Here is a 16,213-nt window from a genome sequence, read left to right on the forward strand (position 1 = left end):
GAACGCGCCCACGGCCGTGTTGCCTCTCCCCAAAGCGCCTAAGGGCGCCTGTGGCGTTCGCCGAACTCCGAGCCGCTTTTTGACTAGCCGGATTTCAAGCTAAGACACTAGCCAATCACGGCATTTCTTCACGACCGCCAGAGCCATGCGAGAAGGACTGGATTTCATCCATGTCGATCTTCCCGTCACCGTTCTGGTCGATTGCAGAGAAGATCCGGCCGACAGCCTCCTGGACCTCGTTCTCGGACAGCGATCCGTCACCATCCGTGTCCAGAAGCGCGAGTACAAGTCGCATCCCGGTGCCGCGCATCATGCGAGGACCATGATTTCCGACCATTCCATGCTCACCGGCTGGACCGCCATTGCGGTGCCGCTGCCAACCGTCTCGATGGCGGGAAGCTTCCTCTTGACGGTTGTCACCCTCCTCTTGCCGATTGTTACCTTCGTTAGAGCTCCGATCCTGTTGCATTCTCTCCTGGACGGCTTCCTCAATCATCTGGCGAATCATTTCATGCGTCGGCCCACCGGCCTGTCCGTTCACATCCGGCAGTTGCCCAGCTCCGGGCTGTTGGGTCGCCGGGGTTGGTGCAGGTGTTCCGTTCGTCTGGGCGAGCGCAGGGAAGGCCGCGAACATCAAAGCGGCGGCGGCGGTGGTCGTGCAGCGTGGAAATCTCATGACATGCTCCATTGGTTGGTCGTGGTCTGCCTCAAGCTGATTGGCTGGCCCCCAACTTGGAGTTCATTCCGATTGTTCCTCCCTGGAGATCGGGTCACGATGAAGTTACACGACCATGGAATATGGGTTCAACATACTGTTCCGACAGCAGCCGCACGCCATGGCCACGTGCAGTCAATTCTCCCCCAACAATGCAATGAGCTGCAGGCTTCGATCCCCGACTGGGCAGTGTGGCAGGCTCTCGAAGAATGGCAGCACGCGCCCACGCGTTAGCTTCATGCGAACGACAATCTCACCTCGTGGACTTGCAGAATCGGCAGCTGGCGGCCTCATGCCAGCCGGCCGGGGCGAAATCATCCGTAGGACATCCAGTTTGGCTGGGGTTCCTGGAAGCTTTTTATGGCCGCCGGCCAAAGCGGACATTACTGGTGCCGATGCTGAGGTCGCGGTTGCGCCGGATGCTGTAGTCGACGCTCAGTAACCATGTGCTTGACGGTCCGCTGCTGTAGCGGCTGTCAGCGCGCTTCGAGATGATGCCTTCGAGTCCCATCCTCCCGGCGGAGCGGAAGATCGCAAGCGCACTGCCCTCGAAATGCTCGCTGTATTGGATCTTGCCGAGCCCAGGCTCAACCAGTTGCCACAGCGCCTCCTTGCGCCGCAGCAGCGGAAAGGCGGCTAGATCGCGGCCGTCGAGATGGAGGATATCGAACGCGACGAACACCAGCCGGCTCGGCTCGTTCCAGATCGCGCTTTCGAGCACAGGGCGATCGGGATCTCCCTGCTCGCCTGGCACAATGACCTCACCGTCGAGAATGGCAGTCCGGCACGGTAGATCGACGGCCAGTGCGATGGGCCAGTATTTCCTGGTCCAGTCACGGCGTTTTTGCTGTAAAGGCGGACGCCGTCATTATCGATGACGATCTGCGTTCGATAGCCGTCGAGATTGGTCTCGTGGACCCATCCCTCATCCGCAGGCGGCAGCTCTACCCGAGTCGGGATCTGCGGCGGAATAAACTCCAGCCGGCCGCCGTTGACCTTGGCACGCTTGCTCAATGGCCCACCTTTGATCGCGCAGCGGCGGCTGACCGGCACAGGCAGCACGACATCACCCCAACATGATGCCTGCGACCTGTACCGAGCCCCCCAAGCCGCTGCGAATATCTGCGCACAAGGCCGATTTGTCGTTAGCTTCGCATCCTAATACTTGTCCTGGCGTACATATCTCGACCCGAGGAGAAGTTCGATGGATATTTTCAGAGCGGGATCGAAGCCTTCGGCAAAGGGTCCGACCGACTGGTTCACAGGGACGGTGCGGATCGATGCACTTTTCAATCCGGCTGCCCCCGAGCGCGTCCAAGGCGCCAACGTGACATTTGAACCGGGCGCCCGCACCGCCTGGCACACGCACCCACTTGGACAGACCCTGGTGGTCCTGTCGGGAGTCGGACGGGTCCAGCGCTGGGGCGGTCCGATCGAGGAGACTCGGCCGGGAGACGTCGTCTGGTTTGTGCCTGGCGAGAAGCACTGGCACGGCGCTGCGCCGCAGACCGCAATGACCCACCTCGCAATGCAGGAAGTCCAGGACGGCAAGGTCGTCGACTGGATGGAGAAGGTCTCCGACGAACAATACGGCGCCTGATTGGCCCCGCCGGTAAAACCAAAGGATCCGACCATGATCAAAGAAAAAGTCGTCATTCTCACTGGCGCATCGTCCGGCATCGGCGAAGCCACCGCCAGGCTGCTTGCCAGCCAGGGAGCGAAGGTCGTTCTAGGCGCCGGCGCGTCTACAGGCTGAAGCAGATCGCTGATGAGATCGCGCAGGCTGGCGGTAGGCCGTGACGTGAAGAATGCTCAAGCTGGATTAGCTTCGGGGCGACCATTAACGACCGCTACTAGGCCGAAGGTCGCGCTCTCATTCAACCCTTAGACCGTTTGAATCGCTCGCGCACTGCCGCCAGGCGTTTGTCCTTCGTCTGAAGATCCTGCATAGCGCCCTCCAGGTAATCGTATAGCGGAAGCAATGCCTCACCTTGGTCGCCTTGGGCGACGATAATTTCGGCAACGCGGTCGAGAGCCCGTCCGATGCGCTCCGAAGTGATCGGACGACGAGTAGTCGAATGCGGTCTCATGATAACGTCCTCCTAAAAGGTTCACTAGTTCAGCATCTGCTTTAGGCGGATTTGCATCATGGGGGATGACGTCTTCCAAGGGGAACGATGCTATTAGGTGCCCCGAGGGCCTCTGAACGTGCTGCGACCTTCGCCACACTCACACTGTTCTTATCCGGCCGTGCCCGTAGTCCAGTGCGAGCCGCAGTTTACGTCCCCACTTTTTTGCTTCAAAGACGTAAGTCGGACGATCGGGGGCCCAACCGAAGGTGAGGGTACTTTCGCTCAAGCCGGCGAGGCCGGTGTCGGCGCTTAGTTGCGCCCAAGGCGGATGAGATTCTGCCTGCGACGCCTTATCGACGCTTACGCGAGGCCAATGTGATGCTCCTGGCTGTCCACCATGTCGCAATCATCTGCAGCGACTATGAGACGTCCAAGCAGTTCTACACGAGCAAGCTTGGTTTCGTCATCCTCGCCGAAAACTGGCGCCCCGAAAGGCGGTCTTGGAAGTGCGACTTGCGTCATGGCCTCGTCCAGATCGAGTTGTTCAGTTTCCCGGATCCGCCGAGCCGGCCCAGCAGGCCCGAGGCCTGCGGATTAAGACATATTGCATTCGTGGTCGCGTCGGTCGAGGCAACTGCCGAACTGCTTCGGTCGCGAGACGTTGACGTGGAGCCAATCCGAACAGACCCCTACACGGGGCGCTTGTTTACCTTCATCGCCGATCCGGATGGACTCCCGATCGAACTTTACGAGGCCGGCGCCGTATGAGCTGAACGAACGCGCCTCCGGCGACTGGATAGACCTTCGGGCGCTCCGCTGGCCAGGCAGTCTCGTTCCGATGAAGAAAGGTGTCTGGCTTCCTGCTGCGTTCAGCTTGCTAAGGCTATCCGGGGCGCGGCCCACCCGGAGTAGTTGCTCAGAAAACGCTTTGTACGTCTGCAGGTTGGGCCGAGGCGCCTAAATGCTCATCTGTTTCTGTGGGGATATCTGTGGGGTAGGCAATCTTCGGGATGCCTAAGTCGTTGTTTTTTCTGGTCGGAGTGGCAGGATTTGAACCTGCGACCCCCTCGTCCCGAACGAGGTGCGCTACCAGGCTGCGCTACACTCCGTGACCAGACCGCGGGCTTATAGCCGCCACACTTCGTTCCTGCAAGCGGCAATGGCAGCCCTTCTGTCGCATTTCGTCCGCTTTCGTCGGGTAGTGCCGTAAAGCCCGGATTTCCATCCGGGATAAACGCGGCTTAAAGCCTTGTGTGCTAAGCCGCTGCCTCGATAGATCGTGTTTTTGCCGCCTGGAGCTCTGCTGTCTTGCCCCCAAAAATCGTCGCCGAGGCCTGGCCCAACAGCTTCGAATTCGAAACCGCGGCGCTGATCAAGGCATCCGGCTTTCGGGAATATGATGCGCGCTGGTGGTTCGGCCATCCCGGTTCGACGGTGCCGCCGGAACTCAATCTGATCGGCGTCCAGGCGCTTGGCATGGGGCTCGGCACACTGATCCGGCGTCTCGGCGCCGGACCTGATATCGTCACCGGACATGATTTCCGTTCCTATTCGCTTGGCATCAAGCTGGCGCTGGTTTCCGGGCTGATGGCGGCCGGCGCACGGGTGAAGGACATCGGCCTGGCGCTGTCGCCGATGGTCTATTTCGCGCAGTTCGCACTGGAGACGCAGTCGGTGGCCATGGTCACCGCCTCGCACAACGAAAATGGCTGGACCGGTGTCAAGATGGGAGCGGCGCGGCCGCTGACCTTCGGGCCCGAGGAGATGAGCGCGCTGAAGGCGATCGTGCTGGCCGGCGATTTCGACCTTACAGGCGGCGGCTCCTATGATTTTGTCCGCGATTTTCGCGCCACCTATCTCGACGACCTGACCGGGGACAAGCGCATCACACGAAAGCTCAAAGTGGTCGCCGCCTGCGGCAACGGCACTGCCGGCGCCTTTGCCCCGGAAGCCTTGCAGCGCATAGGCTGCGAAGTGGTCCCGCTCGATGTCGAACTCGATCACACCTTTCCGCGCTACAATCCCAATCCGGAGGACATGCGGATGCTGCATGCCATCCGGGACAAGGTGCTGGAGACAGGGGCCGATGTCGGGCTGGGTTTCGATGGCGACGGTGATCGCTGCGGTGTCGTCGACAATGAAGGCAACGAGATATTTGCCGACAAGGTCGGCGTCATGCTGGCGCGTGACATTTCCAGCCAATATCCGGGTTCGACCTTTGTCGTCGACGTTAAGTCTACCGGATTGTTCAACACCGACACGGTGCTGCACGCCAATGGCGCCGTTACCGACTACTGGAAGACCGGCCATTCCTACATCAAGCGCCGCGTTGCCGAACTCGGCGCGGTCGCCGGCTTCGAAAAATCAGGCCACTTCTTCTTCAACCCGCCGATCGGGCGCGGCTATGACGACGGGTTGGTCACGGCAATCGCCATCTGCCAGATGCTGGACCGCAACCCGGCCAGTTCGATGGCCGATCTCTACCGTGCGCTGCCGCTGACCTTCGGCACGCCCACCATGTCTCCGCACTGCGCGGACGAGGTGAAGTACGACGTCGTCGAACGGGTGGTCTCCGATTTCCAGGCGATGAAGCGGGACGGCTCCAGTTTCGCGGGCCAGAAGATCGTGGACCTCGTCACCGTCAACGGCGTGCGCGTCGTCGCCGAGGACGGCACCTGGGGTCTGGTGCGCGCCTCGTCGAACAAGCCGGAACTGGTCGTGGTCGTCGAAAGCCCGGTCTCGTCCGAGCGTCGCCGGCAGATGTTCGATGCCGTCGACGCCGTGCTGCGCCGCAGTCCGGAAGTCGGCGCCTACAACCAGACCTTCTAGTTCAGCGTTCTGGCGCTTTGGTCGTCAGAACGCTCCAGTCGAACGCGCGCGCCCAGTCGGCAAAGCCGTGCCAGCGCACCTCCGGAAATTCCCTGTGCAAGGTGGCGATATCGACGTCGTAGCCGACGCGGTCGAACCATTCGAACATCAGCGCAGCGTCCTCGCTTTGCTGACGAGCAACCGCGATCGGTATTTCCTGATAGCGGATAGGGTGGCCGATGGCGCCGGACAGAATTGCGGCCTGTTCTTCGCCCGACAATTCGTCGCCGGCGAAATTGAAGCGCTTGCCGAACACCCGCTCCCGCCGCTCGGCCAGAGCGGCCACGAAAGCGCCGATATCCGCGAGGGCGACCAGTTGAAGCACCCGCTTGGGCGGCATCGCGAAGGCATGGATGCCATGGTTGAGCGCACCGATCGACCACGGCGCGACGGCATTCTCCATGAAGGCCACCGGCGCGCTGATCGAATAGGGAATGCCGAGCTGCTCGATATACCGCTCGACCAGATATTTGCTTTCGAAATGCGGGATGCCTGTATTCTTGTCGGCGTCGGCAACGGAGGAATAGATCAGGTGTCCGACGCCGGCGGCCTTCGCAGCATCGGCGGCAAGGATCCCCAGACGGGTCTCCTCCTCGAGGCCGGCTTCATAGCTGTTGCCCATCAGGAACATGGTGTCGACGCCTTTTGCGGCGCTCACGACCGAGCCCGCGTCAGCGAGATCGCCGGCCACCACCTCGGCGCCCGCCGACGCCAGTTGCCGCGCGCCCTCGCTGTCTGGCTTACGCGTCAGTCCCTTGACGTGATGGCCTCTAGCCAACAGGGCACGCGCAACCGCGCCACCTTGCTGGCCCGTGGCGCCGGTCACAAGAACGCTTCGTTTGCTGGTCATTTCGTCTGCTCCTTCTTCTCTGTCTGGCTTGTTTGTCCGGAGCAAAATTAAGCCCTGTCCGATTGATGCATAATTGCCTATAATTGGAAAACTTTGTTCCACTTGTGAGCACAATGATTGATCTCAATGATATCGTCGTGTTTGCTCGCGTCGTCGAAGCCGGCAGCTTCACCGCCGCCGCGCGCCTGCTCGCCATACCCAAGACGACGGTCAGCCGCCGTGTCGCCGCGCTAGAACGCGAGGTCGGCGTGCGCCTGCTGCAGCGCACGACACGCAGCCTCAACCTGACGGATGCCGGGCGCTCCTATTATGAGCAGAGCAGCCAGGGACTGCGGACTATAGAGGAAGCGAATCTGCGTCTCGTGGAGGCGAGGGCAGAACCGTCGGGCACTATCCGCATTTCAGCCCCGGTAGGTTTTGGCAGTTATTTCCTCATCCGCGCCGTGGTCGACTTTCTGGCGTTGTATCCGAAGACCAACGTCGAGCTTCGCCTCACCGACGACAAGCTCAACTTGGTCGAGGACGGTATCGACCTTGCCTTCCGCACAGGCACCCTTCAGGATTCGACGCTGATCGCCCGCAAGCTCGGCGCCACGCGCAGGCTGCTCTGCGCAAGCCCCGACTATCTAACACGATACGGAATACCGGAAAGTCCGGCGGATCTGGCGCGCCATCGATGCGTCATCGCGGGCCCATCGGCCTCAGCTGCTCATTGGGTGCTGGATGGACCACAAGGCCAGGAGACGGTCGTGGTCGCGGGGCGCTTCGCCGCCAATGAAATGCAGGCGGTGGTTGCGGCCGCGCTCGCGGGCTTCGGCATCGCCCAATTGCCCCAGGCGATGGCCGAAGGGCTGATCGATCAGAGGCGCCTGCAGCGCGTTCTCGAGGATTACACGACACCGGCCGGCGGACTGCATGTCCTCTATCCGAGCAGCCGCCACCTTTCGCCCTTGGTAAAAGCCTTTATCGAACTGGCGGCCGGGCGGATTTCCAATCGGGCTGATACCGCTTAAAAGGCGTCTGTGCTACTCAATCGACCTTCAATTCCCGAGCGCGAGACCTGAATGACCGAGCGGATCGTCAGTTTTGTCATGAGCGGCGGCGTCGGTTCTCGGCTATGGCCGTTGTCACGTGAGGACAATCCCAAGCAGTTCCACGATCTGTCGGGCGATGGTTCCATGCTGGCCAAGACCTTGCGCCGCCTGACGGCGAGAGCGGCTGGCGAGACGCCGATCTTCCTGATTGCTTCGGAGCGTCATGCCGACCGTGTCCGTGCCGACTTGGCCGGTCTCGATCTTGCAGGTGGCGGCCCCCTGTTCGAGCCCGCGGGACGCAACACTGCCGCCGCCGTCGCACTGGCGACCCTGCGCACCTTGTCGGAATTCGGCGACAGCCTGGTGCTGGTGGTGCCCTCGGACCATGAAATAGCGACGGCAGGGCAATTCTGGCAAAGCATCGAAGCGGGATCGCAGGCGGCGCGCGCCGGCCGCCTGGTGGTGTTCGGCATCAAGCCGACCCAGCCGGAAACCGGTTATGGCTATATCGAGGTATCGGCCGAGAAGGGAGGGATATTCGACGTTTCGCGCTTCGTCGAGAAGCCCGATCTTGCGACGGCCAACGACTATCTCAAGGCGGGAAATTTCTACTGGAACACCGGCATCTTCCTGTTTCGGGCCGGTGCCATGCGCGACGCCTTCGAGGCATTCCAGCCCGATATCTGGCACGCCGCCGAAGCGGCCTACAAGGCGGCGACATCGGACCTGTCCGGCCTTTATATGCCGCTGGAGCTTTACGCGGCGATCCCGTCGAACTCGATCGACTATGCCATCATGGAGCGGGCAAAAGACATAGCCATGGTGCCGGCCGGTTTCCGCTGGAACGATCTCGGCTCCTGGCAATCGCTCCTCGATGTCGGTCCCGCCGACGGCCGGGGCAATGTCGTCGTCGGTGATGTCGTCGCCATCGATTGCGAGAATTCCTACATCCGCAGCGATGGCCGCCTGCTGTCGGCGATCGGCATGAAGGACGTTGCCATCGTCTCGACCGCCGATGCCACTTTCGTTGCCCCGGTCAGTCACAGCCAGCACGTCAAGAAGATCGTCGAGCAACTCGAAAAATCGGGACGGCTGGAAACCAGATTTACGCCCGCGCATGACCGCGTCATCCAAAGCGGCGCCTGGCGGCGACGGGTGCATCACTGGCTGTTCCACGAGACCTTGCCGTTGTGGTCGACATCAGGCGTCGACGAGCGCCATGGCGGCTTCCACGAGGCGCTGGGTTTCGACGCCAAGCCGCTCATCAAACCCAAGCGCATGCGCACCCAGGCCAGGCAGATCTACGCTTTCGCGGTTGCCAAGGAGCACGGCTGGACCGGCCCGGCCGACCGGCTGATCGCGCATGGCATCGACTTCATGGCGGGGCACGGCCGCACCGAACGGGGCGGTTGGGTGCGCACGCTGAATGTCGATGGCTCCGTCGCCGACCCGGTCGAGGATGCCTACGATCATTCCTGCATCCTGCTGGCATTGGCGCACGCGCATATGTCGGGTAATCCCGATGCCTTGCGGCTCGGCGAAGAGACCTTCGCCTTCCTCGATGCGCATCTGGAGGACAGCCGCATGACCGGCTTCCTCGAGACATCGGGCGGGACGGGCGAGCGGCGCTCCAACCCGCACATGCATCTACTCGAAGCTTTCCTGGCCTGGCACCAGGCGACCGGCGAGCGCGCGCATCTGCGTCGTGCGGCGCGCATCATCGACCTCTTCCGCAGCCATTTCTTCGACCCTGAGAGCTGGACGCTCGGCGAGTATTTCGATGCCGAATGGAAATCGGTCTCCGGAGAGAAGGGAACCTGGACCGAACCCGGCCACCACTTCGAATGGGCATCGCTGCTGGTCGATTTCGCCGGTCGCAGCGGCCAGGCCGAACTAAGCGTCTTTGCCCGAAAACTCTATGCCTCGGCGATCGCCAACGGCCTTAACCGTGCCACCGGCCTTGCCTATGGGGCAGTCTCGCGGCAGGGCCTGCCGCTCGACCTGATATCGCGCAGCTGGCCGCAGGCCGAGGCGCTCAAGGCGGCGATCGCGCTGGATGGCTCGGGCGGTCCTGATCTGAAGCCGGAGATCGAGGCGCGCGTCGGCCGGCTGTTCCGCTGGCACATCGACCCGGCCCCGCTCGGTCTGTGGATCGACCGCATCGACGAGCGCGGCCGCTCGCTGGCGTCGGACGTGCCGGCGAGCATCTTCTACCACTTGGTCTGTGCGCTGACCCAGTATCTGGATCGCACGGTGGACAAGTAGGCAGGATCAGTACGGACTGGCGACGTCCCCGGTCTCGACATAGATCGACTTCAGCTGCGAATAGAGCGCCAGCGCCGCCAGCGAGTTCTCGCGGCCGATGCCGGACTGCTTGACGCCGCCGAAGGGGATTTCCACCGGCGTCAGATTGTAGGCGTTGATCCAGCAGGTTCCGGCCTGCAACTCGGCGATGACGCGGTGGGCGCGCGGCAGGTCGCGTGTGAAAACGCCCGCGGCAAGGCCGAACTCGGTGCCGTTGGCGCGGTCGATCACCTCGTCCTCACTGTTGAATTTCAGCACGCTCATGACCGGGCCGAAAATCTCCTCGCGGGCGATCCGCATCGTGTCGGTGACGCCGGTGAACACCGTCGGCTCGACGAAGAAGCCGCCCTGGAAGCCCTGCAGCGACGGCACATTGCCGCCACAGGCCAGCGTCGCCCCATCCTTCTTGCCGGCCGCGACATAGCCGACGACCTTCTCGTGCTGTGCCTTGGAGACCAGTGGCCCCATCTGCGTTTCCGGATCGAGCGGATCGCCGATGCGAATTTTCTTGGTCCGTTCGACCAGCCGCTCGACAAACCGGTCGTGAATGCCGCTCTGGACGAAGACGCGCGTGCCATTGGAACAGATCTGGCCGGTCGAATAGAAGTTGCCGAGCATGGCGCCGCCAATGGCATTTTCGAGATCGGCATCGTCGAAGACGATCAGCGGCGACTTGCCGCCGAGTTCCATCGTCGCGTGCTTCATCTTGGAGCCGGCCAGCGACAGCACCTTGCGCCCGGTCGGCACCGAGCCGGTCACCGAGACCTTGGCGACGACATCATGGCCAACAAGCCCGGCGCCGACATCACCATAGCCTTGCACGACGTTGAAGAGCCCGTCGGGCAGGCCGGCCTCCGAGTAGATCTCGGCCAGCGCCAGTGCCGAAAGCGGCGTGTTTTCCGATGGCTTGAATACCATGGCGTTGCCCATGGCGAGCGCCGGCGCTGATTTCCAGCCGGCGATCTGTATCGGATAGTTCCATGCGCCGATGCCGACGCAGACGCCAAGCGCCTCGCGGCGCGTGTAGGCGAAGGGTCCGCCGAGGTCGACCGCTTCGCCGTTGAAGACGGCGACCGCGCCGGCGAAATATTCGAGGCAATCGGCTGCCGAAGGGGCGTCCGCCACCAGCGTCTCCTGGATCGCCTTCCCAGTGTCGAGCGTCTCGATGCGGGCAAGATCGGCGTTGCGGGCGCGCAAAATGTCGGCGGCACGGCGCAGAATGCGGCCACGCTCGACCGGCTTAAGCCGCGCCCAGGCAGGCTGTGCGGCACGTGCGGCCTCGATAGCTAGTTCCAGCACGTTCGGCGTCGCCGAACGCAGCATGGCGATCGTCTCGCCTGTCGCGGGATAGATCACCGGCAGCGGCGCGCCGCCGTCGTCCTCGATATAGCGTCCGTTGACATAATGCGAAGCCGTGGGCTGGGCGCGCATGGGAGGTCTCCAAATCATTTCGGCCCCACGCGTCGGCTATTGGGCGGGCGGCTGTCGGGCGGCTCACTCTATTGGCGGATCATGGCCTATCTGTCAGAGGCCTGCCAGCGCGGATTGATCCATGGTTCCTGGTTGGACGGCGCGAGCGGCGTACGGCCAAGGATGTGATCGGACGCCTTCTCTCCGGTCATGATCGATGGCGCGTTGAGGTTGCCGTTGGTCACGCGCGGGAAGATCGAGGAGTCGGCGACCCGCAATCCGTCGACGCCGATGACCCGGCATTCCGGATCGACGACGCTCGATTGATCATCGACGCGGCCCATTCGGCAGGTGCCGCAGGGGTGATAGGCGCTTTCGGCGTGGTCGCGAATGAACACGTCGAGATCGTCATCCGACTGCACATGGCTGCCCGGCGAGAGTTCCTGTCCGCGATAGGCATCGAAGGCCGACTGGCCGAAGATTTCGCGGGTCAGGCGGATGCAGTGGCGGAACTCCGCCCAGTCGTCCGGATGCGACATGTAGTTGAAGCGGATGACCGGCTTCGCTTTTGGGTCCGGCGAGCGCAGCGTCACCGAGCCGCGCGACTTCGAGCGCATCGGCCCGACATGCGCCTGGAACCCGTGCGACTTCGCCGCCGCCTTGCCGTCGTAGCGAACCGCCGCCGGGATGAAGTGATACTGGATGTCGGGATAGTCGACGCCAGCCTGTGAGCGCACGAAGGCGGCGGCCTCGAAATGATTGGTGGCGCCCAGGCCCGACTTGAAAAACAGCCATTGCGCCCCGATCATCGCCTTGGAGAACGGGTTCAGCACTGAATTCAGCGTGATCGGTCTGGTCGATTCCTGCTGGATATAGAGCTCCAGATGGTCCTGCAGGTTGCCGCCGACGCCGGGCCGGTCTGCCACGACGGCAATGCCGTTTTCGCGCAAATGCCCGGCCGGGCCGATGCCGGACAGCATCAGGATCTTTGGCGAATTGATCGACGATGCCGCGACGATCACTTCGCGTCGCGCCTTAACGACCTGAATCTGTTTGTGAGCTTCGATCTCGACGCCGATGGCGCGTTGATTCTCGATGATCACCCGGCGCGCGAAACCCTTGACCAGACTCACGTTTTTGCGCCTGAGCGCCGGCTTCAGATAGGCTGATGCCGCCGACCAGCGGCGGCCGCCCAGAATGGTCTGCTCCATCGGGCCGAAGCCTTCCTGCTTGGCGCCATTGTAGTCGTGGGTCAGTTCAAACCCTGCCTGGCGGCCCGCTTCGACGAAGGCGCCATAGAGCGGATTGCGGCGCGAGCCGCGCTGCACATGCAGCGGCCCACCGTGCCCGCGCCAGCCATCCTCGCCACCGTCCGAATCCTCCATGCGCTTGAAGTAGGGGAGCACGTCAGCAAAACCCCAGCCGGCGGCGCCCTGTTCTGCCCAATGGTCGAAGTCACGGGCGTGGCCGCGCACATAGACCATGCCGTTGATCGAGGACGAGCCGCCGATCACCTTACCGCGCGGCGTCGCCAGCACGCGGCCGCCCAGATGCGGCTCCGGCTCACTGGCGAACCCCCAGTCGTAGAGGCTCATGTTGAGCGGGATCGACAGCGCCGACGGCATCTGGATCAGAGGTCCGAGATCGGTGCCGCCGAATTCGATGACGATGACCGAATGCTTGCCGTCTTCCGACAGGCGGTAGGCCATGGCCGAGCCGGCGGAGCCGGAACCGATGATGACGAAATCCGCTTCAAGCATGGTTCATATGCGCCATAAAATCGGCGAGCGAAACGTTGCCGCCGGTAGCCATTACAAGGACGGTCTTTCCCGCCACATCCACTTTGCCGCCGAGCAGTGCCGCCAGCGAGGCCGCACCCGACGGTTCCAGCACCAGCTTCATCCGCTCGAAAGCGATCCGCATGGCGCGCCGCACCGACTGGTCGTCGACGGTGATGCCGCGGACACCCGCGGTCTTGACTGCGGCGAACGGCGCGTCGCCTGGCCGGCGCGACATCAGCCCGTCGCAGATCGACTTTGGTCCGATCGGCATGGTCTCGATGCTGCCATGCCCCAGCGAGGAACCCATGCCGTTGAACCCTTCGGGCTCGACGCCGATGATCCCGGTCGCCGGCGACAGATAGTGGAAGGCGAGCGAAACGCCGCCGATCAGCCCACCGCCGCCGACCGAGCAGAACAACAGGTCGGCGCTGGCGTCCTTGGCCGATAGCTGGTCGAGCGCTTCAAGGCCGGCACCCGCCTGGCCGGCGACGATCTCCGGATCGTCGAAAGGATGCAGCAGGGCCAGATCTTCGGTCTCCGCGATCTCGCGCGCCTTTGCGGCCGCGACTTCCTCGCGAGCCCGATCGTCATGATCGGTCAGTACGACGCGCGCGCCATAGCCTGCGGTGGCGTCCCGCTTGGCAGCCGGCGCATCGATCGGCATGACAACGGTGACCGGAATGCCGAGCGCCTGGCCGGCCGCGGCCAGCCCTTGCGCGAAATTGCCGGAGGAATAGGCGACGACGCCCTTCTTCGCCTCATCGGGCGAAAGCCGCTTCAGCCGCCAATAGGCGCCGCGAACCTTGAAGGATCCGGCCCATTGCAGCGATTCCGGCTTGATGAAGATCCGGGCCGCGCCGGTTTCCCTGGCCAGCGCCGTCGATTCCAGCAGTGGCGTGACCTGTGTCGCCTGGGAGGTGACGGCATAAGCCTGTCTGAGATGGTCGAGGGAGGGGACGAGAAGGTCTGCCATCATTCGCCTCGCGGATACCTTTTGCTCTCCTCGAGATTGTCGAGGTTCATGTGATTGCGCATGTACCGCTCGGACGCCTTCTGCAGCGGCTGGAAATCCCAGGGGTAATAGGCGCCGTTGCGCAGCGCCGGATAGACGACCCAGCGGCGTGCCTGGCTCTCGCGCACGGCGGCGTCGAAGCCGGCCATGTCCCAACGCACCCGCACCTTTTCCATGAATGCCGCCACAAGACCCGCATTGGCCGGGTCGTCGGCCAGATTGTCCCGCTCGAGCGGATCGGTTTCGAGATCGAACAATTGCGGCGGATCGAGTTCGCAATGAACGAATTTGTATCTGCCGTCGCGGATTGCCACCAACGGCGCATAGGAGCCTTCCGCGGCATACTCGATCAATACCGGTGCCGTGCGCTGCCCGCCCTTGGTGAGCGGCAGCAGCGACTGGCCATCGGTCCACGGCGCGATCGCCCCGATATCGATGCCGGCGAGGTCACAAAGCGTTGGTGCCACGTCGAGATTGGAGACCGGCGCCTCGATCAGGCCGGCACGAATGCCCTTGCCGGCAATCATCAACGGCACCCGCGCCGAGCCTTCGAAGAAGCTCATCTTGAACCACAGGCCTCGCTCGCCGAGCATGTCGCCGTGATCCGAACAGAACAGGATTATCGTGTCGTCGAGCATGCGCGTTCGCGTGAGAACGTCCAGGAGCTCGCCGACCTTGTCGTCGACATAGGAGATGTTGGCGAAATAGCCGCGCCGCGAACGACGCACCTGCTCGGGCGTGATCTCGAAAGAGGGATAGTCGCTGGCGTGGTACAGCCGCTGGGAATGCGTATCCTGCTCGTCATGCGCGATGAACCCGGTTTCCGGGTCCAGCGCCTGGCAATGCTCATAGAGATCCCAATACTGCTTGCGCGCGACATAGGGATCGTGCGGGTGCGACAGCGAGACGGTGAGGCACCATGGCCGATGGCCCGCATCGTCCTGTTCGCGTGAAAGCTGATAGAGCTTCTGCGACGCGAGGAACACGACCTCGTCGTCATACTCCATCTGGTTGGTGGTTTCCGCAACGCCGGCGCCGGTCACCGAACCCAGATTGTGATACCACCACTCGATGCGCTCGCCGGGTTTGCGGTAGTCCGGCGTCCAGCCGAAATCCGCCGGATAGATGTCGGTGGTCAGCCGCTCCTCGAAACCGTGCAACTGATCCGGTCCGACGAAATGCATCTTGCCCGACAGGCAGGTGTAGTAGCCGGCGGCACGCAGATGATGGGCGAAGGTCGGGATCGACGAGGCGAACTCGGCCGCATTGTCATAGACCCCGGTGCGCGATGGCAACTGGCCGCTCATGAACGACGCACGGCCCGGTGCGCAGAGCGGCGAGGCGGTGTAGTTCTTGGCAAAGCGCGCCGAACGAGCGGCCAGCGCTTTCAGATGCGGCGTGTGCAGGAATTCCGCCGGCCCATCCGGGAAAAAGGTCCCGTTGAGCTGGTCGACCATGACGATCAGGAAATTAGGTCGCTTCGCTGTCACTGTTTGTGCCGTCCGCCAAGTTTGGTTTCGAGATAATCCTCGACCAGCGCGATCGCGGTCGCGGCGTCGGGCACGCCGTCCTTCAGCGCGCGCCTGATGTAGAGCCCGTCGATCATCGCAGCCGTCGCTTCCGCGGCGCGGTCGGCTTCGGTCCTGGGCAGGATACCGGTCAATCCGCTCATCAGGTTCGAATGCAGCCGCCGGGCGTAGATTCTGAGCAGCCGGCGAAGCGACGATGATTGCTGCGCGTCGACATAGAAGGCGAGCCATGCGGCGATGGTCTCCGCCTGGAACTGGATGTCGGAAAAATTGACGGCGACCACGGCCGAGACGCGCTCGCGCGGGGAAGTGGTGGATTGGAGCGCGCGGCGCATGTCGGTGGTCAGTTCAGCCAGAATGTGCCGCATCGTCGCGAACAGCAGCTCATCCTTGGCACCGAAATAGTGATGGGCAAGAGCCGATGACACACCGGCGCGGCCGGCAATCTCCGACATGGTCACGTCAAGCGAGCCGCGCTGACCGATCGCCGAGATCGTCGCGTCGATGAGCGCCTTACGGCGCAATGGCTCCATTCCGACTTTTGGCATGTCGTTCCCGATTTCGTGCGGAGATTATTTTTTATTGACGCATCAATCAATAAAAAAATCGACGCTGACGCGACCTGCACCAAGCGATTG

At 62.7% G+C, this 16,213-nt stretch carries 14 protein-coding genes, 1 tRNA gene and 1 pseudogene; 6 read left to right on the forward strand and 10 right to left on the reverse strand.

The genetic code is table 11. From position 1 onward, the window contains the following. Window positions 1–115: 115 nt before the first annotated feature. Together FJ492_RS11455 and FJ492_RS29205 are read right to left on the reverse strand one after the other, a co-directional pair. Window positions 116–676 (reverse strand): EF-hand domain-containing protein, encoded by a 561-nt coding sequence (locus FJ492_RS11455; RefSeq protein ID WP_140746854.1) that lies wholly within the window; start codon window positions 674–676, stop codon window positions 116–118. A gap of 397 nt (window positions 677–1,073) precedes the next feature. Beyond that, complete coding sequence (locus FJ492_RS29205) at window positions 1,074–1,469, reverse strand: hypothetical protein (RefSeq protein WP_246676005.1); 396 nt, start codon at window positions 1,467–1,469, stop codon at window positions 1,074–1,076. 450 nt (window positions 1,470–1,919) lie between these two features. On the opposite strand from FJ492_RS29205, the gene FJ492_RS11465 reads away from it, so the two are divergent. Both FJ492_RS11465 and FJ492_RS29575 read left to right on the forward strand, forming a co-directional pair. After that, on the forward strand, window positions 1,920–2,315 hold the full coding sequence (locus FJ492_RS11465; protein WP_140746851.1) for a cupin domain-containing protein: 396 nt from the start codon (window positions 1,920–1,922) through the stop codon (window positions 2,313–2,315). A gap of 33 nt (window positions 2,316–2,348) precedes the next feature. After that, window positions 2,349–2,543 (forward strand): annotated as a pseudogene (locus tag FJ492_RS29575) (SDR family NAD(P)-dependent oxidoreductase); the annotation flags it as partial. 49 nt (window positions 2,544–2,592) lie between these two features. Here FJ492_RS29575 and FJ492_RS11475 read toward each other — a convergent pair. Continuing rightward, window positions 2,593–2,805, reverse strand: a complete 213-nt coding sequence (locus FJ492_RS11475; RefSeq protein ID WP_140746848.1) for a hypothetical protein — start codon at window positions 2,803–2,805, stop codon at window positions 2,593–2,595. A gap of 360 nt (window positions 2,806–3,165) precedes the next feature. Between FJ492_RS11475 and FJ492_RS11480 the strand changes: the two genes are divergently transcribed. Further along, window positions 3,166–3,555, forward strand: coding sequence for a VOC family protein (locus tag FJ492_RS11480; protein ID WP_140717005.1), 390 nt, complete (start codon window positions 3,166–3,168; stop codon window positions 3,553–3,555). A 264-nt stretch (window positions 3,556–3,819) separates the two neighbouring features. Here FJ492_RS11480 and FJ492_RS11485 read toward each other — a convergent pair. Continuing rightward, window positions 3,820–3,896, reverse strand: a tRNA-Pro gene (locus tag FJ492_RS11485). A 199-nt stretch (window positions 3,897–4,095) separates the two neighbouring features. On the opposite strand from FJ492_RS11485, the gene FJ492_RS11490 reads away from it, so the two are divergent. Further along, window positions 4,096–5,616: a phosphomannomutase/phosphoglucomutase gene (locus tag FJ492_RS11490; protein ID WP_140769912.1), complete on the forward strand. Its 1,521-nt coding sequence runs from the start codon at window positions 4,096–4,098 to the stop codon at window positions 5,614–5,616. Window position 5,617: 1 nt separating this feature from the next. Here FJ492_RS11490 and FJ492_RS11495 read toward each other — a convergent pair whose 3' ends face one another. After that, entirely contained in the window at window positions 5,618–6,505 is an 888-nt protein-coding gene (locus FJ492_RS11495; protein ID WP_140506146.1) for an NmrA/HSCARG family protein, read from the reverse strand. 113 nt (window positions 6,506–6,618) lie between these two features. Here FJ492_RS11495 and FJ492_RS11500 point away from each other — a divergent pair, with 113 nt between their 5' ends. Further along, window positions 6,619–7,518, forward strand: coding sequence for a LysR family transcriptional regulator (locus FJ492_RS11500; RefSeq protein ID WP_140769978.1), 900 nt, complete (start codon window positions 6,619–6,621; stop codon window positions 7,516–7,518). Between the two features lie 51 nt (window positions 7,519–7,569). After that, window positions 7,570–9,804, forward strand: coding sequence for a mannose-1-phosphate guanylyltransferase/mannose-6-phosphate isomerase (locus FJ492_RS11505; protein WP_140769914.1), 2,235 nt, complete (start codon window positions 7,570–7,572; stop codon window positions 9,802–9,804). A 6-nt stretch (window positions 9,805–9,810) separates the two neighbouring features. Here the strand turns inward: FJ492_RS11505 and betB are convergent, their stop codons facing one another. From betB to betI, 5 genes are all read right to left on the reverse strand, one after another. Then, window positions 9,811–11,274 carry a betaine-aldehyde dehydrogenase gene (gene betB / locus FJ492_RS11510; RefSeq protein WP_140506141.1) on the reverse strand — a complete coding sequence of 488 codons (1,464 nt, stop codon included), beginning with the start codon at window positions 11,272–11,274 and terminating at the stop codon, window positions 9,811–9,813. Window positions 11,275–11,360: 86 nt separating this feature from the next. Then, window positions 11,361–13,013: a choline dehydrogenase gene (gene betA / locus FJ492_RS11515; RefSeq protein ID WP_140717013.1), complete on the reverse strand. Its 1,653-nt coding sequence runs from the start codon at window positions 13,011–13,013 to the stop codon at window positions 11,361–11,363. Further along, window positions 13,006–14,010 (reverse strand): threonine/serine dehydratase, encoded by a 1,005-nt coding sequence (locus tag FJ492_RS11520; RefSeq protein ID WP_181166637.1) that lies wholly within the window; start codon window positions 14,008–14,010, stop codon window positions 13,006–13,008. The genes betA and FJ492_RS11520 overlap by 8 nt, the downstream gene beginning before the upstream one ends. Beyond that, entirely contained in the window at window positions 14,007–15,536 is a 1,530-nt protein-coding gene (betC, locus tag FJ492_RS11525) for a choline-sulfatase (protein ID WP_140717017.1), read from the reverse strand. Before betC ends, FJ492_RS11520 begins: the two co-directional genes overlap by 4 nt. Further along, complete coding sequence (betI, locus tag FJ492_RS11530; protein WP_140506133.1) at window positions 15,533–16,123, reverse strand: transcriptional regulator BetI; 591 nt, start codon at window positions 16,121–16,123, stop codon at window positions 15,533–15,535. Before betI ends, betC begins: the two co-directional genes overlap by 4 nt. Between the last annotated feature and the right edge of the window lie 90 nt (window positions 16,124–16,213).

This window comes from Mesorhizobium sp. B2-5-4, from assembly GCF_006441095.1.
GTDB classification, from domain to species: Bacteria; Pseudomonadota; Alphaproteobacteria; order Rhizobiales; family Rhizobiaceae; genus Mesorhizobium; species Mesorhizobium salmacidum.

Excerpts from the sequence above, each read along its gene's own strand:
- betB (WP_140506141.1), bottom strand. The coding sequence starts at position 11,274 with ATGCGCGCCCAGCCCACGGCTTCGCATTATGTCAACGGACGCTATATC.
- FJ492_RS11495 (WP_140506146.1), bottom strand. The coding sequence starts at position 6,505 with ATGACCAGCAAACGAAGCGTTCTTGTGACCGGCGCCACGGGCCAGCAA.
- FJ492_RS11455 (WP_140746854.1), bottom strand. The coding sequence starts at position 676 with ATGAGATTTCCACGCTGCACGACCACCGCCGCCGCCGCTTTGATGTTC.
- FJ492_RS11475 (WP_140746848.1), bottom strand. The coding sequence starts at position 2,805 with ATGAGACCGCATTCGACTACTCGTCGTCCGATCACTTCGGAGCGCATC.
- FJ492_RS11520 (WP_181166637.1), bottom strand. The coding sequence starts at position 14,010 with ATGATGGCAGACCTTCTCGTCCCCTCCCTCGACCATCTCAGACAGGCT.
- FJ492_RS11500 (WP_140769978.1), top strand. The coding sequence starts at position 6,619 with ATGATTGATCTCAATGATATCGTCGTGTTTGCTCGCGTCGTCGAAGCC.
- FJ492_RS11480 (WP_140717005.1), top strand. The coding sequence starts at position 3,166 with ATGCTCCTGGCTGTCCACCATGTCGCAATCATCTGCAGCGACTATGAG.
- betA (WP_140717013.1), bottom strand. The coding sequence starts at position 13,013 with ATGCTTGAAGCGGATTTCGTCATCATCGGTTCCGGCTCCGCCGGCTCG.
- betI (WP_140506133.1), bottom strand. The coding sequence starts at position 16,123 with ATGCCAAAAGTCGGAATGGAGCCATTGCGCCGTAAGGCGCTCATCGAC.
- FJ492_RS11505 (WP_140769914.1), top strand. The coding sequence starts at position 7,570 with ATGACCGAGCGGATCGTCAGTTTTGTCATGAGCGGCGGCGTCGGTTCT.
- FJ492_RS11465 (WP_140746851.1), top strand. The coding sequence starts at position 1,920 with ATGGATATTTTCAGAGCGGGATCGAAGCCTTCGGCAAAGGGTCCGACC.